Below are 25,702 nucleotides of genomic sequence, written 5' to 3' on the forward strand. Positions count from 1 at the left end.
GGTTTACCAATACTTTCAGGCTATACTCTTCCTAAAAATAATATCTTTGTATTCGCTATGAAATATGCAGGATTAGCACGAGAATGAATTATTAAAAAGAGAAATAATTGACAATGTTTTCAGATAAAGCAAATACTATTTTCAGAGAAGTTATAGAGAAATACCACGAAAAAGACAGCGTGGATCAGGAATTTATAAATCCTTATGATGCAGATAAGAATCTTCTTGAGCACCTGTTATACAGAAAGTGCTGGATAGATACGGTACAGTGGCATTACGAGGATATTATCAGGGACCAGAACATAGATCCTGAAGCTGCTTTAAAGCTCAAAAGACTTATTGATGCTTCTAACCAGGATAGAACAGATACGGTAGAATACATAGACGGTTATTTTCTTGAAAAATATAAGAATGTAGAGACTAAGCAGGATGCTACTATCAATTCTGAAAGTCCTGCCTGGGCAATTGACAGACTTTCGATTCTGGCCCTTAAGATCTATCACATGAACGAGGAGGCTAACCGCGAAGATGCATCACAGGAACACCAGATGAAATGTAAGGCTAAACTGGATGTACTCATAGAACAGCGCGTAGATCTTTCTACTGCGATTGACCAGTTGCTGGAAGATATTTCCAAAGGCGAGAAGTACATGAAGGTCTATAAACAGATGAAAATGTACAATGACGAAGAACTGAATCCGGTACTTCGCAGCAATAAATAAAGTAAGTTATGGAGGGTTCCGAAAATCCCGTGGCTCAAACAACCGGAAAGGCTTCACATATTCTCGTGATCCGTTTATCGGCTATGGGCGATGTCGCAATGATGGTCCCCGTACTTAGCGTGCTTGTACAAACTTATCCGGAACTTACCATAACCGTACTTACACGTGCCTTTTACAGACCTTTATTTAGTCATCTTCCCAATGTACGGGTTTATGAGGCTGATGTAGATGGTGTGCATAGCGGTGTGCTTGGACTGGGTACCCTGGCCCGGGAGTTGCGTGATGAAGAAATAGATATGGTGGCAGATCTGCATGATGTTCTGCGCAGCAATATCCTTAAATCTGTTTTTTATTTTTATGGGATACCCTTTAAGCAAATAGATAAAGGGAGAGCCGAAAAAAAGGCTTTGACCCGGGAGAACAATAAGGAATTCAAACCTTTGAAATCCACCCACCAGCGGTATGCCGATGTTTTCAGGGAATTGGGTTACCCAATAGATCTTTCAGCTTATATTCCGCAGACGAAAAGAAAACTTATTTCAAAAATATATGAGGTAGTAGGGAGGGACTCCCGAAAATGGCTGGGAATAGCTCCCTTTGCTCAGCATATGTCTAAATGTTACCCGGCAGATTTAATGGAAAAAGTCCTCGGCCAGCTTACCAGAAGAAATGATATCAAGCTGATACTTTTCGGAGGAGGTGATGCCGAAAGAGTACAACTGGAGAGCTGGGAGCAGAAGTTTGAAAATTGCATAAGCGTGGTGGGTAAACTGAGATACTCGGAAGAACTGAGCCTTATTTCGAATCTGGATGCAATGTTGTCTATGGATAGCGGGAATGCCCATCTGGCGGCGGTCTACGGGATTCCTGTAATCAGCCTTTGGGGCGTGACACATCCCTATACCGGATTTAAAGCTTTTAATCAGCCGATGGAAAATTGCATTCTTCCGGATCTGGATCGTTATCCCAAGATACCTACATCGGTCTACGGGAATAAAGTTCCGGAGGGCTACGAAGATGTGATGCGCAGCATTCCTCCGGAATTGGTAGTATTAAAAATCAATGAGGTCCTGAATGACTGATCTTAAGGTCAAATTACAGATCGTCAAAGTCCAGCTTTAGCGTAGGAGTAGTGGGATGTGCCTGACATGTAAGAACAAAACCTTCTTCGATCTCGTCCTGAGTAAGTATCTGGTTCTTGCTCATTTCAGCCTTCCCTTCGGTGATTCTTGCCATACAGCTACTGCATATCCCGCCCTGACATGAATAAGGGACGTCTATATCGTGCTCGAGTGCCTCATCCAGAACAACATTCGTACGATCCATAGAAAACGAGAATTCCTCGTCATCTATAAGTATGGTCACCTCTGTTTGCCCTTCGGTATCTCCCTCAATTTCCTTTTCTTCTTCAGAATTGGTAAAAAGCTCAAACAGGATCTGATCATCCTTAACCCCGTTCTCCTTAAGCACCTCAGAAACGTGATTGATCATAGCCTCTGGTCCACAAAGGTAGAACTGATCAAAAGGGTGATCCTGGAACTTATTCTTCAGCACGTAATTTACGGTGCTGGTCTCAATTCTGCCAAAATGTGCATTTTCCTCTTTGGTCCTGCTGTAAACAAACTCAATGAATAACCTGTGTGGAAATTCAGACTGCAATTGCAGCAACTCTTTAAAGAAAATGGTATCGTCTATGGATTTGTTCCCGTAAGTAAGCACAAACTTACTGTGAGGTTCGTCACGCAGTACTGTTTTTATGATAGAAAGTATCGGTGTGATCCCACTTCCAGCAGCAAATGCAGCATAATTCTTTCTACTCTCTCCAGGTTTCAGAACGAATTTTCCTTCTGGTGGATGCACTTCCAGAATATCTCCTGCAACCAGTTTATTATTGGCGATCACAGAAAATCTGCCTCCTTCAACTTCTTTTACGGTTACCTTGAATTCTTCAGAATTAGGAGCTGAACAAAGGGAGTAGGCCCTTCTTATTTCTTCACCGTCTGCTTCTGTCTTTATTGTGACGTATTGCCCGGCCAGAAAATTGAACTCTTCTCTTAGATTATCGGGAATTTCAAAAGATAAACTTACCGCCTGGGCTGTTTCGCGAATTATTTCCTTTATTTTTAGCGGATAAAATTTAGCCATTACTTTTTATTTGTGCGCAAAAATACAAAGTATGCCGATTTTTAAGTCGTAACATTCCTTTAAATTTCTATACTTATAGAATAAACGTGTTTATATGTTTGGGAAATTCATCTGGTTAGAGTGGAAATCCTTTTTTAGGTCGGCCAGCTTGGGAAAAAGCCTGGGGTTGAAGATCTTTATGATATTCCTGGCGCTCTATTTTTCTGCCATGTTCCTTTTCTTTGGAATTGCTCTGTATCCGATGCTGAAAGAGTTTTATCCGGAAGCTGATCCTCTGCAGGTGGTAAACAGGTTTGCCCTTATCTATTTTGTCCTGGAACTCGTATTCAGATTTATGCTTCAAACCCTTCCGGTGTTGGATATTAAACCACTGATGACCTTTCCTATTAGAAAAAGAAAGGTGGTTAACTTTGTACTTCTGAAATCCCTTTATTCCTTTTATAATATTCTGCCACTTTTCCTGATAATCCCATTTGGAGTTTTTTGCATTGTAAAGGGAGGTTACGGCTATCTGAATATGCTGGGTTGGATGCTCGGGGTTTATTCAATAACCCTTTGCGTTAATTTCATCAATTTTATCATAAAGAAACGTTTTACCGAGAATCTTAAGGCTCTTATCCCGTTGGTAATTGGGGCAGGGGTACTGGCCCTTCTGGATTATCTCGAGATATTTCAAATAACTGCTTACTTTGGAGAGCTCCTTCAGTTGATAGTACAAAATCCGTATCTGGGTTTTATACCTCTTATTCTAGTAATCTTTCTTTTTAAGTGGAATCAACTCAATCTTGAAGGTAAGTTTTATCTGGATGCGCACCTGAAGGGGAGAAACAAAAAGGCTAATACGCGGGAGTTCGGCTGGACCAGGAAATTTGGAAGTATTGCACCTTTTCTGCAACAGGACCTTAAGCTCATATGGAGGAATAAAAGGCCCAAGACAACTATCTATCTTTCTTTCATATTCCTGGCTTACGGCCTGATTTTCTATCCTAATGACACTTACCAGGAAATGCCTGCATTTTTCGTTTTTGTTGGGATATTCATTACTGGGATCTTTATGATCAATTTTGGGCAGTTCGTGCCTTCTTGGGATGCATCATACTACCCCATGATCATGGCCCAGAATATTTCCATGAGGCAGTACCTTGCTTCCAAGATGGGACTTATTACCTTTAGTGTAGTGGTTCTGGCTATTCTGTCTACTCCTTATGTATATTTTGGATGGAATATTCTGTTGCTCAATATCGCCTGTGCGCTTTATAATATGGGTGTAAATATCCCGGTACTGCTGTATGCGGGGTCATTCAATAAAAAAAGGATAGATCTTGATAAAAGTCCGTTTATGAATTATCAGGGAACGGGAGCTTCACAGTGGCTGGTTGGTTTACCATTATTGCTTATCCCGATTTTTTTCTTCTGGATACTCAACAAATTTATAAACTATGAAATCGCGGTAGGTTTTCTGGCAGGACTCGGAATTATGGGGCTTGTATTACGCCCCAGCTTGCTTACCTTCCTCGTACGACGTTACAGGAAAAGAAAATACGTGATGATACAGGGATTTAAAGAAAAAGGAGAATAATTATGATCACGGCTACCAATCTTTCAAAAGTATATAATGGCACCAGGGTACTCAATATTGAGCATCTGGATATCCCGCCGGGACAGAATTTTGGCCTTGTAGGAAATAATGGTGCCGGAAAGACTACCTTCTTTAGTCTTTTACTGGATCTTATTCAGCCTACAACCGGCAATATTTTCAACAAGGATATAACTGTTAGCGAAAGTGAGGAATGGAAGCCTTTTACTTCTTCATTCATTGATGAAAGTTTCCTGATCGGGTATCTTACGCCTGAAGAATACTTTTACTTCATAGGAGAGCTACGAAACAGAAATAAGGCCGATATTGATTCTTTTCTCACGCAGTTTGAAGACTTATTCAATGGTGAGATCATTGGCCGAAAAAAGTATCTTCGGGACCTTTCCAAAGGTAACCAGAAAAAGGTTGGTATAGTGGCAGCCCTAATCGGCGATCCCGAAGTGGTGATCCTGGATGAGCCTTTTGCAAATCTTGACCCTACCACCCAGATAAGATTGAAGAAACTCCTGAAGGAGCTATCAAAAACCGGAACCACCGTACTTATTTCAAGTCATGATCTTATCCACGTTACCGAGGTTTGTGAACGTATCGTTGTTCTTGATAAAGGAGATATTGTTAAGGATATAGAGACTTCAGAAGCCACTCTAAATGAACTTGAAGATTATTTTTCAAGAGAAATTTTAGAGTAATAAAAATTACGGTCTTAAGTTAATTAGTCAAATTGAACTTAAGTTCAAGGATACCTAGATTCCTAAATAAACTCGGAAAGAGGTATAATAAACTTAAGACCGCATTTTTTTACAGATTATTGAAAATTATAGAAGCAAAATATTGCGATCCTATATAACCCGTTCCATAAGCAGTAAAATATTCATCACCTAGAATATTATTAGCGCCTAGCTTGATCCTTGCTTTCCACGCCGGTATGGTGTAGTTAACCTGGGCGTCAAGTACTGAATATGACGGTACATTTCCGTCTGCAAAAGTGGCCTGCCAGAAATATTCATCACTCCACCTATAACTTAATTTAAACCCGAAATTCTCATAGGCTTCCGGACTTCCGAAAGATGCTTTCACGCGGTGTTTAGGTGTGTTGAAACTGGTTCTGAAATCCGGATCTGAAGCCTGATCAAAATCCTGCTGGGCATAGGTATAATTGGTTTCTAAACTATAATTATCCCATAGCTCAACATTTAAGCCTATAACTGCACCATAAGATTTTACATCTGCATCAGAATTAGTATAAGTTTGGTAGGGGAAATAATCTTCATTCTGTAATGCTAATAGAGACAGGCTGTTGTCGCCAACCTCTCCGTAGAAAGGAACCAAAGTGGTTTCATTAGAAATGAAATTCTCATAGACATTGTAATAAAAACTTGCATCTATACTTACCCGGTCCATTTGAGAACGATAGCCAATTTCATAAACTACGGCTTCTTCAGGTTGTACAAGATCTACTTCTGCTTTCTGGGGTGCACCACGCAAAACCGAATTCAGTGAAAATGCATTTTCATAGGCCTGTCTTCCTACAACTTCAACTGTTGGAGAACCGGTAACGGCCTGACCACCTCCACTAACGGGAAAGGTCCTCACATCCCTGTCAAGGTTATCTTCTGCTGCACCCACAAGAACGGCCCTACCTGCATTCAGGCCGATATATAGATCCTGGGTCGTAGGATTTCTGAAAGCGGTTTGCACTGAAGCACGAATATTATGGTTCCTGTCCTCGCCAATTGTATACCCTATTGAAAATCTTGGGGTAACCTGCCCTTTAAAAAGTTCAGATTTATCATATCTCATGGACCCTGTAAGTTTCAGTCTTTCATCAATCAGTTTTTTCTGGATCTGGGAATATAATCCATATTCATTGTATTGAATTGGTCCATCTATATCGGTAAATATTGTTCCGGAAGAATTCAGCTTGTATTGCCTGAATGAACCACCTACCTGGATATCTGTAAATGCATCAGTCAAGTGGCTAAAATTATAGTTTGCATCTATGTGTTTTAACTGAGACTGATCCTGAAATTTCGCACCGGTGGTAAAATCAGGATCAGAAACCACTTCATTAAAGGCCTGCTTAAATTCCTGTGTGCCCGGTACTAACCGGCCAGTATCGGCAAATTGCCTTGCAATGGCATGTGCCTGGTCTTCGGAGGCGCCCTGGTTTCGGGCCTGAACGAATGCTCCGGCATATTCTCCAAACCATAGCTGATCTGACTTCCATACCCGGTTAATATTTATTGCTGCAAATCGCGTATCGTAAGAATCTCCGGCATCTTCATCGGTTATATAACCACGTACAAAAAAATTATTATTCCTAACTTCTAATTTATGTTGCTGTAACCAGAAATCTTTTATAGCATAACGATTGGTTCCCTGATAAATAGTTGATCCTCTCCCATATTTTCCCAGATAAATGATTTCAAAATCGTCGGCAAATGGTCTATAGTGTAAAGCAGCGTCAAGTTTCAGGCTTTGCGCATCATAATCGTGCAGGCTGGTTTCGGCATATCCAGTTCGGCTTACAGCTTCATTAGGAAGTAATTGCTCTGATCCCATGGGAAGACGTCCCGCCGCTACAAGGGCTGTACCTACACCTCTTATATTTGTGTTTACCTCATCACCATAAATATTTAAGCCGTCGTAATTAGGATCTTCAGCACGCCCTGCGCCGGGATTTAAAAGATTTTCTTCGCTTACCGCAAACCAGTCTGTTCCCTCTAAATAGGAAAAATTGAACTTAGCGGCGAACTTATCTGAAAATTTATTTGCAAGCCTTACTCCAACATCATAGTAACCGTTAGTACCGGCAGCATCCTGAGAGGTAACACCACCCGTGGCATAAGCACTTAAACCCTGGAAATCAAAAGGACTTTTACTGTTCATAAAAAGGATCCCGTTAAAAGCATTTGCTCCGTACAGAGCTGAGGATGCCCCGGGTAACAATTCGATATTATTTAGATCAAGCTGTGATATCCCCAGCAGATTGCCAAGGACGAAATTGAGCGCGGGGGAAGAATTGTCCATTCCGTCTACAAGCTGTACAAACCTTGTGTTTGCGAAGGTCGCAAAGCCTCTTGTATTTACTGATTTAAAGGTGAGACTATTAGTATTAATATCCACCCCTTTAAGGTTTTCAAGCTCTCCGTAGAAATCTGCTGAAGCAGTATTTTGAATGTCTTGTCTGTCAATTAGTTCAACACTTACCGGTGATTCAAAAATCCTCTCTGGAGTTCTTGAAGCGGAAACCACGATCTCTCCCAGCTGAGTTTCATCTTCAGTAAGAACCACATTAACGGTTTGATCTGCAGAGACAACTGATATTGATTTCAAACCATAGCCTATTGCTGAAAACACTAAATTTAACGGCAAATTTGCTGTGGTTTCGATGGTGAATTCACCCTCAAAATCGGTTGAAGTACCTACAGTCTCATTTTCAACCATGATATTTACTCCTGAAATAGGCTTTCCCTTTTCATCTGTAACATTACCGGTAATGACAATTTGGGCCATCATCCCGCTTGTACTAAGCAGAAATAGCAGAGTTAGAAGCTTTTTCATTTTAAAATATTTAAAAAGTGATAATTAAATATATTAAAAAACGGGAGTCATTTAACAAATATTTATAAATAGAATCTAAATTTTGATAAAATCACAATAAAATAGCTAATAGCGTCTCTATGTTTTCATTAATTTTCAAAAAAACAGGAATTTTCTTTGAATTACCTTGCAATGAATCTGATTTGGAAAAAGAAACTTACTTTTATACTAAATTTTGAAATAATTAGTTATTCTAACCTGGAAAAGATACAGATTTTGAAGCCGATAACCCGAATATTATTTTTCTCATTATTGTCAATCATCATCTGGAGTTGCTCGAGGAAAAAGGACTCATTTGTAAATCGTAATTATCATGCTGTTACTGCAGAATATAATACGCTTTATAATGGGCAGCTTGCACTTGAACAGGGAAGGGAGGAGATCAATCAGAATTATGCCGATAATTACTGGGATATACTACCTGTAGAGCGGCTTGATGTGGACGATAAGATCCTCCTGCCGGACAGCGTTCGAAATCAGAACTTTGGAAGGGCAGAAGAAAAAGCCGTTAAGGCAATACAAAAGCATTCCATGCAGATAGGAGGCAAGGAGCGCAACCCACAAATGGATGAGGCTTACCTGCTGTTAGGAAAAGCACGATATTTTGATCAGCGTTTTATTCCGGCTCTCGATGCTTTCAATTATATACTCTACCGGTACCCTGCCAGCGACAATATCACTCATGCCCGTATATGGCGGGAAAAGACCAATATAAGGCTTGGTAATGAAAAGCTCGCGATCAAGAACCTAAAGAAGGTACTGGATTCAGACCGTCTTGAGGATCAGGATCTGGCAGACGCCAGCGCAAGTCTGGCTCAGGCGTACATCAATCTAAATCAGTTAGACAGCGCGGTTGCCCCTCTCTATAACGCTGCAGATTTTACTGATATCAATCCAGAAAAAGGGCGATATTTTTATATTCTTGGACAGTTACACAACAGGCTGGGAGAAACAGCAACTGCAAATGCAGCTTTTGATGAGGTAATTGCTCTTAATCGGAAATCTCCACGAATCTATTACGTAAATGCGTACGTTGAGAAGGCCAGGAATTTTGATTTTAATTCGGGAAATGAGGAATACCTTCTTGAACTTCTCACCGAGCTTGAAGAAGACCGTGAAAACAGGCCGTACCTGGATAAGATCTACTTTCAGCTGGGAGAATATTATACCAGGCTGGATTCAACAGATAAGGCAATTGAATATTACAACAAGTCGTTAAGGTCTCCTTCCAGTGATATTTATTTAAAGTCCATCAATTATGAGATCCTCGCGAATATAAATTTTGACAGGGCTAAATATCAGGATGCAGGCAAGTATTATGATAGTACCCTTACTTATATGTCTCCCCAGCTTCTGGAGTTTAGAACTATTAAGAAAAAACGCAAGAACCTGGAAGATGTTATCAAGTATGAAACGATGGCAGAAGAAACTGATAGCATACTTTATCTGGCTTCTCTTTCAGAGGACGAACAGATCGCCTATTTCACCGATTATACCGACGCGCTAAAAGCTAAAGCCATTAAGGAAATGGAAGCCGGGGAATTGCCGGTTTATACTGCAAGTATTGGACCTGAAAATAATTTTCCTTCGGCAAACGCTCTTCCTTCGGCAGGTGGTTCCGGTTCAGCAAATACATTCTATTTTTACAATCCTCTTCGTGTATCGAGAGGAGCTCAGGAATTTTTAAGAGTCTGGGGAAGCAGGGAACTTGCCGATAACTGGCGATGGGGTTCCAATGCCCTTAATCAGAGTTCGATAAATGCCCAGGAAAGAATAATGGATATCAATCTTGACAATAATCCGTTATACGATCCTATGGAATATGTGATGAGGATTCCCGGCGAACGTTCTGTGCTGGATAGCCTGGCAACTCAGCGTAATCTTGCCTATTATCAGTTGGGTGTTATCTATAATGAGAATTACGGCGAATATGATCTGGCTGCAGAAAGACTAGAATTCCTTTTGGAAAATGAACCCGAAGAACGTTTGATCCTGCCTGCTAAATACAATCTATATAAAATATACGGGGCTCAGGGTAAACTAAGAGAACAGGAAGAGATAAAAAGAGACATTCTTCAAAACTATCCCGATTCCAGATATGCTGCCTTTATTTTGAATCCCGCAAGTATACAGGAAGATGAGAATAGCCCCGATCTTTTATATAAAGGACTTTTTCAAAAATATGAGGCCCAGCAATACGAAGAAGTGATCGCGATGGCAAATGAATATATCCAGAGATTTACTGGAGACCCGATCGTGCCAAAACTGGAGCTTTTAAAAGCCCAGGCCAATGCAAGACTTTTAGGTCTTGACGCTTATGAACAGGCTCTTAATTATATTGCCACTACTTATCCACAAACCGAGGAAGGCCGTAAAGCCCAGAACCTTCTTAATTCAAGTATTCCGGGTTTAAAAGCCCTGGAATTTAATAAAGACAGCCTGCAAACCAACTTCAAGCTTATTTATCCTTTTGAGACTAAGGAAGAATCGGAATTGACCAGGCTAAAAAATTCACTGGAAAAGGCTATATCTGAACTTGATTATAGCAAACTTTCTGTTTCAGTGGATGTATACAGTCCGCAACAAACCTTTGTGGTGGTACATGGACTAGAAAATAAATCTAAAGCACTGGGATTTCAGGAATTATTACAGAAAAATAAAAAATATAAAATAGGCAGGGAAGCCTTTGTTTTGTCCGCAGAAAATTATAGAATTGTACAAATTAAGAAAAATTTAAGAATCTACATGGACAACAATTAAACCCTACCTACTATGTTTTCAGACCCCAAAAAATCCAAACCTACAACCGACCAGAATCAACAGAACCGTATTGCCGCCGGCACCATTATCACAGGGGAGATCTCTGGCAAGGGATGTTTCAGAATTGAAGGCACTCTTGAGGGTAGTCTTAAGACTCCCGGCAAAGTGGTAATTAGCGAAGGAGGCCTTGTGAATGGTACCCTTGAATGTGAAAACGCCGACATTGAAGGAAAATTCAGAGGAAAATTATTCGTAAAAGGCGTTTTAAGTTTGCGAAGCACTGCCAATATTGAAGGCGAGGTGGTTGCAGGAAAACTTGCGGTAGAACCCGGAGCTGTATTCAATGCCACCTGTGAGATGAATGGAGGAGTAAAACCTCTTAAAAAAGATGATGAAAAAAGATCAGCGTAATAAGTATCTCCAGTTTGTAAACATAGCGTTTCAAATGGGTATAACTATAGCTGCAGGAGTCTTTGTTGGGATATGGCTGGATGGCAAATATCCCAACAAATATTCTGTTTATACCATTTCCTTATCACTCCTGGGTGTTTTCATTGCCTTATACCAGGTCTACAGAGGCGTAAAAAACCTGAACGACGACTAAATGAAGTTAAAACTGCTCTCTTTCCTCAAACTTTTTATTCCGTTCTCTATATTGCTTTTTGCAATTCAGTATTCTCTTGTCAATTTCTTGATGGAGACCAATCTATATTATACCACGGTTTTAGTATATGCTTTTCATGTGATCGCTACTTTTTTAATCTACCTGTTCCTTAGCTATGTCCATAAGACTTTTAGCGATAAAACAGGCTTTGCCTTTATGGGATGCAGTCTTCTGAAAATGCTTGCAGCCGTGCTCTTTCTTCTTCCCATGATGTTAAGTGATGTGGCCAATCCTTTTCATGATATGATCGCTTTTTTTGTCCCTTATTTTTTATTTCTGATTTTTGAAACCGTTTACGCCGTTAAACTAATCAATATCAAATAACTGCCTGTATTTCAGTAAAATCGTTAAAATTATTGAAAGCTCTAAAAAATTATAAGCGGGGCTTTCAGATAAAAATTAAAAGTATACCTTTGCACGGAAATTTAGAGCCCATAATTTTTAAGTAGAACAGGTACTATGACAGCACATAAATCTTTCAAGATTATAGTGACACTTGCACTAGGCTTTGCCTTACTTCCCCTGAATCTTTTTGCCGGAGAAACAAAGGAAGACGATAACAGCGCTGAAGATGAATTTAATGCTACCGAAATGATCATGCACCATATTGGTGATGCGCACGGGTGGCATTTCTTTGGAGAGGGAGACGGTTCAGTGACTCTTCCGTTACCTGTTATTCTATATACCGAAAACGGGCTTGTTACTTTCATGTCCAGTGAATTTCACCACGATACCGAAGGTAAACATGTGGTTGAAAAAGACGGGATGAGGTTTGTGAACCTTCACGAGGACATTTACAGGTTGGATGCTGATGCAACTGCTGTTGAGTTTGATGAAGAGCATCATCCGGTGAATGCTAGTAAGCCTTGGGATCTGTCCATTACCAAAAATGTGGCAGCCATGTTTCTCACAGTCATTCTGATGATTCTTTTTTTCTGGATAGGACTGGCGAGACATCACAAAAAACATGAGCACGCTCCAAAAGGATTTAACAACGTTCTTGAAACGCTTGTGCTTTTCGTGAGAGATGAGATCGCAATCCCTCAGTTGGGAGAGAAGAAATACATGAAATTCATGCCTTTCCTTTTGACGGTTTTCTTTTTTATCTGGATCACCAATTTAATGGGACTGCTTCCTGGTGCGGCTAACGTGACCGGGAACATAGCTGTGACAGTATCTCTTGGATTGTTCACTCTAGTGCTGATCTTAGTAAATGGAAACAAGGACTTCTGGAAGCACACCTTCTGGATGCCTGGGATCCCTGCTTGGGTAAAACCGATTCTTGCGATCGTTGAGGGTGCCGGTTTATTCATTAAGCCAATCGCTCTTATGATCCGTCTTTTTGCTAACATTACGGCGGGGCACATTATCATCCTTAGTTTGATAGGATTGATATTTATTTTAGAACATGCGGGCGTTGCCGGAATTTCGGTTCCTTTCGCCTTATTTATAACAGTATTGGAATTGCTGGTAGCATTCCTTCAAGCGTTTATTTTTACGATTCTGTCGGCCCTGTTTATTGGGATGGCGGTTGAGGAACATGAACATCATTAATTTTAATTTTTAATTTTTTCAATTATGGAATTATTGTATGTAGGTCTTGCAGCTTTAGGAGCTGGACTAGCGGTTCTAGGAGCCGGAGTAGGTGTTGGTAAAATCGGTGGTTCTGCCATGGATGCTATCGCACGTCAGCCAGAAGCTTCTGGAAAAATCCAGACAGCTATGATTATTGCTGCTGCACTTGTAGAAGGGGTTGCTCTTTTTGGAGTTGTTGCTTCTCTACTAGGTGTATTAAGATAATTGATTTACAAAGAGCTCCTTTCGCAACGGTTGGTTGCGAAAGGACTTTTTTAAGATGATGTTTTAACTATTATTATTTAAAATTATGGAATTAATAACTCCCGAATTTGGCTTGTTTTTCTGGCAGACAATAGTCTTTTTAGTACTGCTTTTCCTTATGGCAAAATTTGCCTGGAAACCTATTCTTAATTCTATTAGGAACAGGGAACAGTCTATTAACGACGCATTGGCTTCAGCTGAAAACGCCAGAAAGGAAATGCAAAACCTGAAAGCCGATAACGATAAGCTGCTTAAGGAAGCACGCGCTGAAAGAGATGCTATCCTAAAAGAAGCTCGTGAGTTAAAAGAGAAGACCATCGCAGATGCTTCTGAAGAAGCTAAAGCTAAAGCCGATAAGATCGTCGCCGATGCTAAAAGAAGTATTGAGCTTGAAAAGCAGTCTGCAATGGCTGAACTGAAGAATCAGGTCGCAGAACTTTCAGTGGAGATCGCAGAGAAGGTGGTGCGTAAAGAATTATCAGACAAGGAAGAACAACACCGAATGATCGAGAAGATCCTTGGTGACGCTAAGCTTAATTAACTATGAAAGGAACCAGAGCAGCACAAAGATATGCAAAGGCGATCCTTTCTTTAGCAAAGGATAAGAATTCGGCAGAAGCCGTACACGAGGATATGCACTCAATTTCCCGCACAGTGCTTAATAGCCGGGACCTTGAGAATATGCTTACCAGTCCTGTTGTTAAAAATAGTATTAAGAGAAGTGCTTTACTAGAGATTTTCAAGGATCTGGACGGAGTAACAAAAGGTGCTATAGATATATTGCTTGAAAATGGAAGAATAGAGATTCTTCATCTTGTAGCCAGGCAGTATATCATACAGTATAATGAAATGAACAATATACGGCAGGCAGTTGTAACCACTGCTGTGCCTCTAGATAAAGAGTTGGAATCTGCTGTTCTTTTAAAGGTGAAAGAACTTACAGGTTCTAAAGCCACTATCAAAAATATTGTGGACGAGGATATTATAGGTGGTTTTATATTAAGAATAGGAGACTTGCAATATGATGCAAGTGTATCTGGAGACCTCACCAGGCTAAAAAGAGAATTAAAAGACAACACATACGTTTCAAAAATTTAATTAAAACCGGTACGCTATAGTCGTACCATTTTATCTTGAATAATTATGGCAGAAGTAAATCCTGCTGAAGTATCAGCAATATTAAAACAACAATTATCAGGTTTTGAATCCAAGGCCTCTCTAGACGAAGTAGGTACCGTTCTAACCGTAGGTGACGGTATTGCTAGTGTATATGGGTTGGCAAATGCCCAGTACGGCGAATTGGTTCAGTTTGAAAGCGGTCTTGAAGGGATCGTACTTAACCTTGAGGAAGACAATGTTGGGGTAGTACTTTTAGGTCCTGCAAAAGAGATCAAAGAAGGTTCTACAGTTAAAAGAACCCAGCGTATTGCTTCTATCAGAGTAGGAGAAGGAATTGTTGGTCGTGTGGTTGATACTCTCGGAAATCCAATCGATGGTAAAGGAGCGATTGAAGGAGAGACCTATGAGATGCCACTAGAGCGTAAGGCTCCAGGGGTAATCTACCGTCAGCCGGTAAGTGAACCACTTCAAACAGGTATTAAATCTATCGATGCGATGGTTCCTGTGGGGAGAGGGCAACGTGAGTTGGTGATTGGTGACCGTCAGACGGGTAAAACTACCGTTTGTATTGATACCATTCTTAACCAGAAGGAATTTTATGATGCCGGAGAACCGGTATATTGTATATATGTAGCTATCGGACAGAAAGCCTCTACTGTAGCAGGGATCGCTAAGGTTCTTGAAGACAAGGGAGCTTTAGCTTATACTACAATTGTTGCTGCGAACGCATCAGATCCTGCTCCTATGCAGGTTTATGCTCCTTTCGCAGGTGCTGCGATCGGCGAGTTCTTTAGAGATACGGGTCGTCCTGCATTGATCGTTTATGATGATCTTTCTAAGCAGGCAGTTGCTTACCGTGAGGTATCCCTTCTACTTCGTCGTCCACCAGGACGTGAGGCGTATCCAGGGGATGTATTCTTCCTTCACTCAAGACTTCTTGAGCGTTCGGCTAAGGTGATCGCTGATGATGATATTGCAAAGCAAATGAACGATCTTCCTGATGTTCTTAAAGATAAAGTGAAAGGTGGCGGATCACTTACCGCTCTTCCGATTATTGAGACTCAGGCAGGAGATGTTTCGGCATATATTCCAACAAACGTAATTTCGATTACCGATGGACAGATCTTCTTAACATCAGACCTTTTCAACTCTGGTGTTCGTCCGGCGATTGACGTGGGTATCTCTGTATCCCGTGTTGGTGGTTCGGCTCAGATCAAGTCTATGAAAAAAGTTGCGGGTACTTTGAAGCTTGACCAGGCTCAGTATCGTGAACTTGAGGCATTCGCCAAGTTTGGATCAGATCTAGATGCTGCTACCATGAATGTGATCTCAAAAGGTAAGCGTAACGTGGAAATCCTTAAGCAAGGACAAAACGATCCTTATCCGGTAGAGAACCAGATCGCCATCATCTATGCAGGTTCCAAGAACCTTCTAAGAGATGTGCCGGTTGATAAGGTAAAAGAGTTTGAGCAGGATTTTCTTGAGTATCTTAATGCAAAGCACAGAGATATTCTTGACACCCTGAAAGCAGGAAAACTTACGGATGAAGTTACCGATACCTTGACCTCGGTTGCCAAAGAGCTTTCATCTAAATACAAGAACTAAATTTAAAATTCAGAATTTTAAATTTTGAATTTATAATTATAACAAATGGCAAACTTAAAAGAATTACGTAGCAGGATCACTTCGGTATCGTCAACGATGCAGATCACCAGTGCCATGAAGATGGTATCGGCTGCAAAGTTGAGCAAGGCTCAGGATGCGATCACTTCCATGAGACCTTATGCTGAAAAACTGACCCAGTTGCTACAGGATTTAAGTGCTACTCTCGATGATGACTCCGGAAGCAAATATGCTGAGGAGCGTGAGGTGAAAAAGGTTCTAATTGTTGCTATTTCTTCAAATAAGGGATTAGCGGGAGCTTTTAACACTAACATCATCAAGAAGGTGAAAAGTAAGATCCAGGAGGAATATCAGGATAAAGAGGTAGAGGTTTACAGCTTAGGTAAAAAAGCTAACGATATCCTTAAAAAGACCTATCCTGTTCATACCAACAATAATGGGATATTTGATGAACTTACTTTTGAGAACGTTTCAGAAATCGCTGAAGAATTAATGCAGCTTTTCCTTGACGGAAAATTCGATAGAATTGATATCGTTTACAACCAGTTCAAGAATGCGGCTACTCAGATCGTGATGGACGAACAGTTCCTTCCTATCCAGACGTTTGAAAGTGAAAGCAACAAGCAACTGGATTATATCTTTGAACCTTCAAAACTGGAGATAGTTAAAGACCTTATTCCAAAGTCTCTCAAAATGCAGCTTTTTAAAGGTCTGAGAGACTCTTTTGCTGCCGAGCATGGTGCACGTATGACGGCGATGCATAAAGCGACAGATAATGCGAAAGAGCTTAGGGATGATCTTAAACTTTCATATAACAAAGCAAGACAGGCTTCTATTACCAATGAGATCCTTGAGATCGTTGGTGGTGCTGAAGCGTTGAATGGATAAATAAACGTCATCCTGGCCCGATAACTATCGGGGATATTGAAGGATCTTATAGAAGCTGAAATCGAAGATTCAACATAGTTAAACGAGTTCAGCTTGACGGAAGAATTAAAAGCCCTCAGAAATGAGGGCTTTTTCTTTGGTACAGCTTTTGTTTTTATAACTTCAGAATCTAAAAAGCCAACATTATGAAGAATGCATTACAATTTTTAGCCGGAGTTTTTATTCTGACTGTTTTTGCTTCCTGCGGCAGCAATAAAGATTTGCAGGAGCGTATCCCGGCCCAGTTCAGTGAGGTCTATTACACATATAATTCAAATGGAATTAGGTTAAATATCCCCGTTACTACCATACAGGATAATCGCATATCCCTGGACGCTGTTTATTTCCACGGAATGAAATCAGATCTTAAGAAGAGTGAGGAAAAACCGAATCTGTATGTGGCAGATTTCCGCATGGGTTCCGGTGATATTGTGATGCATGAAGATCCGAAAGAAGAATATGGCAACAAACCGCCACAATTGCCGGAGAAAAGTCCCTTCGAAATAGATGATGACGAAGCCATTCTTGTATTTACTCAGAACGATAAGGTAAAATACTATAAACTCACGGGAATTGTGGAAAAGGAATAGCCCATTGGCTTTCATAATTGTGATTTATTCAGATATTTGTAATAAATCAACCCGCTCCTGTTGAGTACTTTAAAAAGATTTTTTCAAGACACTCTTATTTACGGTTTTGCGACGGTATTCCCACGCCTCATGAACTTTGTGCTGGTGCCGTTACATACCGATATTCTTCCTGCAGAGGAGTATTCGGTGAATACTGTTTTTTATGTTTGGGCTGCATTCTTTAATGTGGTGCTCACTTATGGGATGGAAACCTCTTTTTTCCGGTTCTTCAGTCAGTCCAAAGAAAAGGGGAGCGTATTTTCAACTGCTTTCATTGCTCTTACGGTTACTACGGTTCTTTTTGCGATTGGAGTCTTTATTTTTCAGGATTCGCTTATTGCCTTAATGGATCTGGATCCGTTCTATTTTCAGTTGCTGTTCAGCGTGCTGGTTCTTGATACATTAGTAGTTGTTCCCTTCGCATATCTTAGGGCTACCGGAAGACCCATCAAATTTGCCGGGATTAAGATCATCAATATCCTGATCTATGTGCTACTCAATTTCTATTTTCTCTGGTTTGTCAGGGATTATCCGCAATATGCACCGCAATTCGTTCTAAATAATTATGGGCCAAAGGATATTGTGGGCTATATTTTTATGGCCAATGTTGCGGCAAGCGGTGTGACATTTTTATTATTACTGCCTTACTTTTTCAGGACTAAGATCAGCTTTGAATTTGGCATTTTTAAACAGATGTGGAAATATGGCTGGCCCATCATGGTGGCAGGGATCGCATTCGTGATAAATGAAAATCTTGATAAGATCCTGATCAAGGATATGATCTCAGAAGAGGTTATGGGTGCTTATTCCGGTTGTTATAAACTGGCCGTCTTTATGACCATCTTCGTCCAGGCCTTTAAGATGGGAGCCGAACCCTTCTTCTTTAATCACTCTCAAAAAGAAAATGCAAGAGAGACCTATGCGGAGATACTGAAGTATTTTGTAATCTGCGGAAGCATTATATTCCTTATCCTGGTAAGTTTTATTGATTTTTTCAAAGCCCTGGTGATTAGGGATTCGGAATACTGGAGGGCGATTGGGATAGTCCCGATTATTTTACTTGCCAATCTTTTTCTGGGCGTCTACCATAATCTCTCGGTATGGTATAAACTTACCGATAAGACCCGTACCGGGATGTATATCTCGATCTTTGGAGCGATTATCACCATTTTGCTGAATATTGTCCTGATTCCGGTTATGGGATTCATGGCGGCCGCATGGGCTACACTGGTAGCATATGGCAGTATGATGCTTATTTCCTATTTTCTTGGAAAAAAGTACTATCCTGTACCTTATAACGTTAAAAAAATAAGTTTTTATTTGTTGCTTTCTGTGGGACTTTCAATACTTTCCTTCACATTTTTCAGGGAAAATTATATGGCAGGAATAGCTGTGACAGGAGCATTCCTTCTGATAGTATTTTCAATGGAACGCAAACAACTTTATAAAATCCTAAATCAATGATTGTAAAGGTTATTAATAAATCGAAGCACGATTTACCAAATTATGAAACCGAAGCTTCCGCTGGTATGGACCTGCGGGCAAATATCGATGAACCGGTAGTGCTAAAACCTCTTGAAAGAGCCATCATAAAAACCGGACTTTTTATCGAGTTGCCAATTGGCTATGAAGCTCAGGTAAGACCACGAAGTGGACTGGCCGCCAAAAAAGGAATCACAGTTCTTAATTCTCCCGGTACTGTAGATGCTGATTATCGCGGTGAGATAGGAGTTATTCTGGTGAATCTTTCCAATGACGAATTTACTGTTGAAGACGGTGAAAGGGTGGCACAACTTGTAATCGCTAAACATGAGCAGATAAAGTGGGAAGAGGCCGAGGTACTTCAGGAATCAGCACGAGGGGCCGGCGGATTTGGTAGCACTGGCCACAAATAATTATTAAAAAAGAAAATCATTAACCTCTTTGAATTCCATTCAGGCAATTCCGGAGGCACTTAAAAAAATTGAAATGAAAATTATCGTACCAATGGCGGGTCGCGGGTCGCGACTTCGTCCACATACCTTAACAGTTCCAAAACCTTTAATACCAATAGCGGGTAAGCCAATCGTTCATAGGCTCGTAGAAGATATCGCAAAGGTTCTTGATGAAAAGATAGATGAAGTAGCCTTTATAATTGCAGAGGATTTTGGTGAAAAGGTTGAAAAAGATCTGATGAAGATCGCGAATAGCCTCGGAGCGAAAGGGACCATTTACTATCAGGACAAACCTCTTGGGACAGGTCACGCCATTATGTGTGCCAAGGAATCGCTTAGTGGTCCTGCGGTGATCGCTTATGCCGATACCTTGTTCAAGGCAGATTTCAACCTTGACAAATCGGCTGATGGCGTGATGTGGGTTAAAAAGGTGGAAAACCCGTCAGCTTTTGGAGTGGTACAACTTAACCAGGCTGGTGAGATCACAGATCTTGTAGAAAAGCCCGAAGAATTTGTGTCAGATCTTGCAGTTATAGGAATCTATTATTTCAAGGATGTTGAAGTATTGAAAAATGAACTTCAGGGGGTGCTTGATGATAAACTTACCAGGGGAGGAGAATACCAGATTAATGACGGAATAGAAAGAATGAGAGCCAATGGTTTGAAATTCGTTCCAGGGAAGGTAGATGAATGGATGGACTGCGGGAATAAGAATGTAACTGTAGAAACCAATGGGCGTATGTTGAATTTTCTTCATCAGGATGGTGAAAAGCTTATATCCGACTCTGTGAAGATCAGAAATGCCGAGATAACCGAACCCTGTTATATTGGAGAAAATGTCGAACTTGTAAATGCGAAGATAGGACCCAATGTTTCGATAGGTGATGGCAGTAGGATTGAGGATTCAACGATTAAAAACAGCCTTATCCAAACAGAGGCGGTTATAAAAAATGCCAGTCTGGATAACGCTATGATCGGGAATCATGCTAAATTTGATGGTAACTTCACTCAGATTAGCATTGGAGACTATTCGGTACTGGAATAAAAATTAAAAATGAAATACCTGTTTATCACCCTGATGATGGCCATTCTGGCATTTCCTGTAAAATCTCAGGAGGTGCCACAGCCTTTGCAGGATGTTAATCAGGATGATCTGGGAAATGTAACCGATGAATTTCAGGAGTATTTCTTTGAGGCCCTAAAGCAAAAAGGAATAGAGAATTACGAAAAAGCGATAATCGCTCTCGAGAAATGTCTCAGCCTGGACTCAGAAAGGGCGGTGGTCTATTTTGAACTGGGAAAGAATTACCGTGAACTTGAACAGTTTGATAAGGCCATTGATAATTTTCAGAAGGCTCATGAGCTTCAGCCAAAAAAGGAACCTATTCTTGTCTACCTTTTTCAGACCTACGGAATGACCGAGGATTATGACGGTGCTATTGCCACGGTGAAGAAGCTTATTTCGTTTGATAAAACATATAAAGAAGACCTAGCCAATCTTTATCTTCTTAATAAAAATTATGATGAAGCGCTGGGCTTACTGGATGAACTGGATGAAGAACTCGGAGTTAGCAGTTATCGTAATTCCATGAGAAGACAGATCTATGCCCGCACCAGTAATACCGGGGCACAAATAGATAATTTACAACAAAGTATTACCGATAACCCCGAAGTGGAGCAGAATTATCTTAACCTTATCTATATCTATAGTGAGCAGGGAGACGAAGAAGAGGCTTTCATGGTGGCACAGGAGCTTTTAGAAGCGAATCCCGGCTCTTCTATAGCGCATCTGGCTCTATACAAGTTCTATCTCAATAAAGGCGATGCTGACGCTGCTGTTGCGTCCATGAAAATCGTCTTTGAAAGTGAAGAGATTGATGTCGAATCAAAATTCAAGGTTCTTAATGATTTCCTGACTTTTGTTCAGGACAATCCCGCTTATGAAGAGGTACTTATTCAGGTTGCCGGCAAGCTTACCGAATGGGAAAATGCGCCAAAGCTTTATGAACAGTTGGGGCAGTATTACATGAAAAAGAACAATAGAGAAGACGCTCTCACGTTCTTTGAACTGGGTCTTAAGGAAAATCCCGATAATTTTGAACTTATCAGGAATACACTTCTTTTGCAGCTTGAATTCGAAAAATATGAAGCTGCGAGGGATTTAAGTGCTGAGGCACTGGAAAGTTTTCCGTCCCAGGCGGTATTTTATCTGCTTCAGGGTGTTGCGCTGAATAAACTTGCAGACTTTGAAGCTGCCGAAGAGAGCCTTATGGAAGGCCTGGATTACCTGATAGATGATATTCGCATGGAGGTTGACTTCTATTCTCAGCTGGCTATTAGCTACAATGGTATGAATAATGTTAGTAAAGCAGAAGAGTATCGTCGCAAGGCGCAAAATTTGAAAAAAGAAATTAACTGATGTTGAAGAAGATATTTGTTTTAATCGCAATTTCCGGATTTGTAATTAGTTGTGGTAGCAGCAGGTCTGCCTCGGGAATTGCTACAAAGAATGCCGAAGCTGTTTCAGTGATCAAAAAGCACTATACCAACGAAACCGATTTTAACACGGCTTCAGGAAAGTTACGTGCCGTTTATCAGAATACTGAAAAGACCCAGTCCGTGAATCTGAGCTTTAGAATGAAAAAAGATGAAGCGATCTGGATGAGCGCCAGTATTCTTGGTTTTCCGGTGGCTAAAGCCTATATCACACCTACAAGTGTAAGTTATTATGAAAAGGTAACCCAGACTTATTTTGAAGGAGACTTCAGCCTGGTGAGCGAATTCCTGGGAACCCCGCTGGATTTTAAAAAGCTCCAAAATTTATTGATCGGTCAGGCTATTTATGACCTGCGGGCAGAAGAATATGATTTTATGCAATCTCCTCGTGGTTTTCAATTTGTTAATGATGGCGTGGACAATATGAAGAAAATGTTCCTTTTAAATCCGGGTAGTTTCAAAGCCGGTGCCCAGCAGCTGGCACAGGAGAATGAGAACCGAAGTTTAACTGTAACCTATTCAGAATATCAAAGCGTGGACGGAATGGTATTTCCGGAAAATATTAAGATCATTGCAAATGAAGGAGGCTCCAGCACCAATATAGATCTAACTTACAGATCCCTTTCTTTTAACGAAGAGGTGAGCTTCCCGTTTGAGATCCCGTCAGGTTATGAAGAAATCAGTTTAAAATGATCGGAATAAATTATTCTAGACCCTTACTTTTCCTATTTGTCCTATTTCTTGGTTTTAATGTTACCAATGCTCAGACTAATCGTGACGAGCTTGAAAAAAGGCGGATAGAACTCAGAAACGAGATAAGCAGGATCAATGAACTGCGTATCTCCAATCAAAAAAAGCAGCGTTCTGTTCTTGGTCAGGTGGAGGATCTCAACCAGCAGATCAAAAGCACAGAAGACCTTATTAAACTTACCAATCAGCAGGCAAACCTTCTTACTCGCGAAATAAATACGAATACCAACAAAATTGGCCAACTAAGGAAGGAACTCGAACAACTTAAGGAGGATTATGCCAGAATGATCCGCAGATCGTATAAAAGTAAATCCCAGCAAAGCAGGATCATGTTCCTGTTATCGTCTAAGAACTTTTTACAGGCCTATAAGCGGCTTCAGTATATGAAACAGTATACTGAGTATAGAAAACAGCAGGGAGAGGAAATAAAGGCAAACACGGCACAATTGCAGGAACTTAATTCCAGGCTTGTACAACAAAAGGAAGAAAAGGAACAATTGATTGCCGAAAACCGTAAAACGAGGGCTGAACTGGAAAAGAACCGAAGATCTCAGCAGGAGCTGATGGCTACGATAAAAAAACGGGAAGGGCAGTTCGCGGCGCAGATAAGGCAAAAGCAAAATGAGATTGACGAGATAGATCGCGCCATAGAAAGAATGATTCGTGAATCTATCGCTAAGAGCAATGAAGAAAGCGGTTCTTCTTCCAGAGATACTTATGAACTTACTCCTGCGGCCAAAGCGCTTGCGGCCGATTTTAATAATAACAAAGGGAAGTTGCCATGGCCAGTGAGATCAGGAGTGGTTACGATGAAATATGGCAAACAGCGGCATCCTGTGGTAAGATCGGTAATGGTAAATAATAATGGAGTTCGTATAGATACCGATGAAGGAGGGAAGGCCCGTGCTGTTTTTAACGGTACCGTTAGTGAGGTTCAGGCTGTTAAGGGAGCCAATAAAGCGGTTATGGTAAGGCATGGTGATTATATCACCATTTATAATAACCTGGAAACAGTGTATGTTAAAAGAGGAGATGTGGTGGTAACTGAACAGGAGATTGGAGAGATAGCCACTAGCAGGACTACCGGCAAAACGACCCTGCACTTTTTGCTGTATAAGAACAATCAGAAAATGGATCCGGCAGACTGGATCTATCGAATGTAAAATTGATTTAGACGACTTTTTAATAAAAAGAGATTACTTCGGTATAAAACTCACCTATAATAAGTAAACGTAAACCGGAAGGATTTTCCTCGCACTGAAACACATCTATCCGGTCTCAAATTGAAGGAAAGTAAGTTTTCCTTTTGCTTATTCAAACAAGGCCTTCAACTCGGTGGCTTCTGCAGGTTTCATTTTACCCGCGAGTACCAGGCTCAATTGTTTTCTTCTTAATGCTGCTGCAAATCGTTCCTTTTCAAGATCTGTTTCAGGCTCTAATGGTGGAATTTTAACGGGAGTTCCGGTTTCATCTACTGCAACGAAAGTATAGATAGCTTCATTAGCCTTGCTTCTGCGGCCACTTTCCCGGTCTTCGATCCATACGTCGATAAATATCTCCATGGAAGATTTAAAAGCCCTTGAAACGGCTGCTTCTACGGTTACAACACTACCTAAAGGAATAGCTTTATTAAAGGCAACATGATTAACAGAGGCGGTCACCACGATCCTACGGCTGTGCCTTCTGGCCGCAATACTCGCAGCACGGTCCATTCTGGCAAGTAATTCACCACCAAAAAGATTGTTCAATGGATTGGTTTCACTGGGTAAGACCAGATCTGTCAAGGTAGTACGCGATTCGCTGGGTAGTTTAGCCTCCATATTTATTTTTGTGCAAAAATAAGGAGGATTTAGGAGGTAGCGCCGTTAATAAAGTATTAAAGTTCCTGAACCAGTAACCAGGCACCTTCATTGCTTCTCTTAACTTCATAAAGTTTGTTGATAGCCTCCCTGCGAGTCTGATGACTTGAATAAACTACCTGGTGAAGTCCATATTTGTTGGCTCCAATAAGTCTCGCCTTATGGCCTTCTTCGCGTAATTCCTTTACCTTCTTCTCGGCATTTTCTTCAACTCTAAATGCCCCGGCAACTATATGGTAATTACCTGATTGTTTTTCAACTTCAAAAGTGACGGCTGGCAGAGGATTGTCTATTACAAAGGTAGCCTGCTGTATCTGCTCCTGCAGTTTGCTTTCAGCCTCCTGTTGCTCAGCGATATTATGTTTTGAAACCTGACTGCTGTAAATATTCAGACCGGCAAAGCTTGAAATTCCAATAGCTATCAATCCTATGGCAGCATATCTAAGTATTTTAGAGCTTCTTTTTTCAGGAGTGAAAAGAAGTGGAGCTTTTTCTTCCAGTTCTTCTACCTGCTGCTTGTATACTTCTCTTTGAACCGCAGTGGTTTTGAAGGAATCAAGCCCAAAAGACTGAGTAAGGAAATTTATCTGGGTAAATGGCTCGAACTGAAGTTTGTCTTCGCTATCCAGATAGAACTTACCAATATTTGCCAGCTCAGCTTTCGATTCATTCTGTAATGAGTTTTCCAGATCGTAAACGAATTCCTGGATCATATTACTTGCCACATTGTACTTCACCGCTTCCACTTCTGCAATATAATTCACCAGAAGCCCGTCATTCTTGATCAACTGCCTGTTGAAAGAAATAAGTTTTTTAGGTGGATAGAATTCATTGGAATCGTTGTCTATATATGCCGATTGCTTCTGGGATAAAAAGGCCCCGAAACCGGGTAAAACTACGCATTCGTATCTGTAGAGTAGGTCCTGGATGTGGCTGGTTATATTCATGGGCAGCAAAAATATAAGTTATTGGTAGTGGGTTAAAGTTACCCAAAGAAATTTTATTAACAAATCTTTTTTTCTGTAATTTTAGTCA

At 40.7% G+C, this 25,702-nt stretch carries 25 protein-coding genes; 21 read left to right on the plus strand and 4 right to left on the minus strand.

Annotated features, from left to right (window positions below; all coding sequences use genetic code 11):
• The first annotated feature begins 113 nt into the window (after nt 1-113).
• Both EZJ28_RS08405 and EZJ28_RS08410 read left to right on the plus strand, forming a co-directional pair.
• Nucleotides 114-722, plus strand: a complete 609-nt coding sequence (locus tag EZJ28_RS08405; RefSeq protein WP_131396808.1) for a DUF4254 domain-containing protein — start codon at nt 114-116, stop codon at nt 720-722.
• 8 nt (nt 723-730) lie between these two features.
• The gene (locus tag EZJ28_RS08410) at nt 731-1,804 is read left to right on the plus strand and encodes a glycosyltransferase family 9 protein (protein WP_131396810.1); all 1,074 of its coding nucleotides are present in this window, start codon (nt 731-733) and stop codon (nt 1,802-1,804) included.
• A 13-nt stretch (nt 1,805-1,817) separates the two neighbouring features.
• Here the strand turns inward: EZJ28_RS08410 and EZJ28_RS08415 are convergent, their stop codons facing one another.
• Nucleotides 1,818-2,867: a ferredoxin--NADP reductase gene (locus EZJ28_RS08415; RefSeq protein WP_131396812.1), complete on the minus strand. Its 1,050-nt coding sequence runs from the start codon at nt 2,865-2,867 to the stop codon at nt 1,818-1,820.
• Between the two features lie 94 nt (nt 2,868-2,961).
• On the opposite strand from EZJ28_RS08415, the gene EZJ28_RS08420 reads away from it, so the two are divergent.
• Nucleotides 2,962-4,446, plus strand: coding sequence for a DUF5687 family protein (locus tag EZJ28_RS08420; RefSeq protein ID WP_131396814.1), 1,485 nt, complete (start codon nt 2,962-2,964; stop codon nt 4,444-4,446).
• A gap of 2 nt (nt 4,447-4,448) precedes the next feature.
• Nucleotides 4,449-5,153, plus strand: a complete 705-nt coding sequence (locus tag EZJ28_RS08425; protein ID WP_131396815.1) for an ABC transporter ATP-binding protein — start codon at nt 4,449-4,451, stop codon at nt 5,151-5,153.
• A gap of 109 nt (nt 5,154-5,262) precedes the next feature.
• Here the strand turns inward: EZJ28_RS08425 and EZJ28_RS08430 are convergent, their stop codons facing one another.
• Nucleotides 5,263-8,028, minus strand: coding sequence for a TonB-dependent receptor (locus tag EZJ28_RS08430; RefSeq protein WP_131396817.1), 2,766 nt, complete (start codon nt 8,026-8,028; stop codon nt 5,263-5,265).
• A 171-nt stretch (nt 8,029-8,199) separates the two neighbouring features.
• Between EZJ28_RS08430 and EZJ28_RS08435 the strand changes: the two genes are divergently transcribed.
• The 17 genes from EZJ28_RS08435 to EZJ28_RS08515 all read left to right on the plus strand — a co-directional run bounded on the left by EZJ28_RS08435 (nt 8,200) and on the right by EZJ28_RS08515 (nt 23,971).
• The gene (locus tag EZJ28_RS08435) at nt 8,200-10,827 is read left to right on the plus strand and encodes a hypothetical protein (protein ID WP_131396819.1); all 2,628 of its coding nucleotides are present in this window, start codon (nt 8,200-8,202) and stop codon (nt 10,825-10,827) included.
• 12 nt (nt 10,828-10,839) lie between these two features.
• Entirely contained in the window at nt 10,840-11,238 is a 399-nt protein-coding gene (locus EZJ28_RS08440) for a polymer-forming cytoskeletal protein (RefSeq protein WP_131396830.1), read from the plus strand.
• Nucleotides 11,216-11,431 carry an AtpZ/AtpI family protein gene (locus tag EZJ28_RS08445; RefSeq protein WP_394346089.1) on the plus strand — a complete coding sequence of 72 codons (216 nt, stop codon included), beginning with the start codon at nt 11,216-11,218 and terminating at the stop codon, nt 11,429-11,431. Before EZJ28_RS08440 ends, EZJ28_RS08445 begins: the two co-directional genes overlap by 23 nt.
• Nucleotides 11,432-11,815 carry a hypothetical protein gene (locus tag EZJ28_RS08450; RefSeq protein WP_131396832.1) on the plus strand — a complete coding sequence of 128 codons (384 nt, stop codon included), beginning with the start codon at nt 11,432-11,434 and terminating at the stop codon, nt 11,813-11,815. It begins immediately after the preceding gene.
• 135 nt (nt 11,816-11,950) lie between these two features.
• Complete coding sequence (atpB, locus tag EZJ28_RS08455) at nt 11,951-13,045, plus strand: F0F1 ATP synthase subunit A (RefSeq protein WP_131396834.1); 1,095 nt, start codon at nt 11,951-11,953, stop codon at nt 13,043-13,045.
• Nucleotides 13,046-13,069: 24 nt separating this feature from the next.
• The gene (gene atpE, locus EZJ28_RS08460) at nt 13,070-13,291 is read left to right on the plus strand and encodes an ATP synthase F0 subunit C (RefSeq protein ID WP_011711113.1); all 222 of its coding nucleotides are present in this window, start codon (nt 13,070-13,072) and stop codon (nt 13,289-13,291) included.
• Nucleotides 13,292-13,376: 85 nt separating this feature from the next.
• The gene (locus tag EZJ28_RS08465; protein WP_131396836.1) at nt 13,377-13,871 is read left to right on the plus strand and encodes a F0F1 ATP synthase subunit B; all 495 of its coding nucleotides are present in this window, start codon (nt 13,377-13,379) and stop codon (nt 13,869-13,871) included.
• 2 nt (nt 13,872-13,873) lie between these two features.
• A complete protein-coding gene (gene atpH, locus EZJ28_RS08470; RefSeq protein WP_131396838.1) occupies nt 13,874-14,428 on the plus strand; it encodes an ATP synthase F1 subunit delta in 555 nt (184 codons plus the stop codon).
• Between the two features lie 45 nt (nt 14,429-14,473).
• The gene (gene atpA, locus EZJ28_RS08475; protein ID WP_131396840.1) at nt 14,474-16,054 is read left to right on the plus strand and encodes a F0F1 ATP synthase subunit alpha; all 1,581 of its coding nucleotides are present in this window, start codon (nt 14,474-14,476) and stop codon (nt 16,052-16,054) included.
• 45 nt (nt 16,055-16,099) lie between these two features.
• Nucleotides 16,100-16,960: an ATP synthase F1 subunit gamma gene (gene atpG / locus EZJ28_RS08480; RefSeq protein WP_131396842.1), complete on the plus strand. Its 861-nt coding sequence runs from the start codon at nt 16,100-16,102 to the stop codon at nt 16,958-16,960.
• 185 nt (nt 16,961-17,145) lie between these two features.
• On the plus strand, nt 17,146-17,589 hold the full coding sequence (locus EZJ28_RS08485) for a hypothetical protein (RefSeq protein ID WP_131396843.1): 444 nt from the start codon (nt 17,146-17,148) through the stop codon (nt 17,587-17,589).
• 60 nt (nt 17,590-17,649) lie between these two features.
• Complete coding sequence (locus EZJ28_RS08490; protein WP_131396845.1) at nt 17,650-19,092, plus strand: oligosaccharide flippase family protein; 1,443 nt, start codon at nt 17,650-17,652, stop codon at nt 19,090-19,092.
• Nucleotides 19,089-19,523, plus strand: coding sequence for a dUTP diphosphatase (gene dut / locus EZJ28_RS08495; protein ID WP_131396847.1), 435 nt, complete (start codon nt 19,089-19,091; stop codon nt 19,521-19,523). The genes EZJ28_RS08490 and dut overlap by 4 nt, the downstream gene beginning before the upstream one ends.
• A gap of 73 nt (nt 19,524-19,596) precedes the next feature.
• Nucleotides 19,597-20,607 (plus strand): sugar phosphate nucleotidyltransferase, encoded by a 1,011-nt coding sequence (locus EZJ28_RS08500; RefSeq protein ID WP_131396849.1) that lies wholly within the window; start codon nt 19,597-19,599, stop codon nt 20,605-20,607.
• A 9-nt stretch (nt 20,608-20,616) separates the two neighbouring features.
• Nucleotides 20,617-21,981, plus strand: a complete 1,365-nt coding sequence (locus EZJ28_RS08505) for a tetratricopeptide repeat protein (RefSeq protein ID WP_131396851.1) — start codon at nt 20,617-20,619, stop codon at nt 21,979-21,981.
• Complete coding sequence (locus EZJ28_RS08510; RefSeq protein ID WP_131396853.1) at nt 21,981-22,751, plus strand: DUF4292 domain-containing protein; 771 nt, start codon at nt 21,981-21,983, stop codon at nt 22,749-22,751. The genes EZJ28_RS08505 and EZJ28_RS08510 overlap by 1 nt, the downstream gene beginning before the upstream one ends.
• Nucleotides 22,748-23,971: a murein hydrolase activator EnvC gene (locus EZJ28_RS08515; protein WP_131396855.1), complete on the plus strand. Its 1,224-nt coding sequence runs from the start codon at nt 22,748-22,750 to the stop codon at nt 23,969-23,971. Before EZJ28_RS08510 ends, EZJ28_RS08515 begins: the two co-directional genes overlap by 4 nt.
• A 147-nt stretch (nt 23,972-24,118) precedes the next feature.
• Here EZJ28_RS08515 and EZJ28_RS08520 read toward each other — a convergent pair whose 3' ends face one another.
• Together EZJ28_RS08520 and EZJ28_RS08525 are read right to left on the minus strand one after the other, a co-directional pair.
• Entirely contained in the window at nt 24,119-24,628 is a 510-nt protein-coding gene (locus EZJ28_RS08520; protein ID WP_131396857.1) for an acyl-CoA thioesterase, read from the minus strand.
• 56 nt (nt 24,629-24,684) lie between these two features.
• Nucleotides 24,685-25,614 carry an SPOR domain-containing protein gene (locus EZJ28_RS08525; RefSeq protein ID WP_165499053.1) on the minus strand — a complete coding sequence of 310 codons (930 nt, stop codon included), beginning with the start codon at nt 25,612-25,614 and terminating at the stop codon, nt 24,685-24,687.
• Nucleotides 25,615-25,702 lie beyond the last annotated feature (88 nt).

This window comes from Gramella sp. KN1008, assembly GCF_004332155.1.
GTDB lineage: Bacteria > Bacteroidota > Bacteroidia > Flavobacteriales > Flavobacteriaceae > Christiangramia.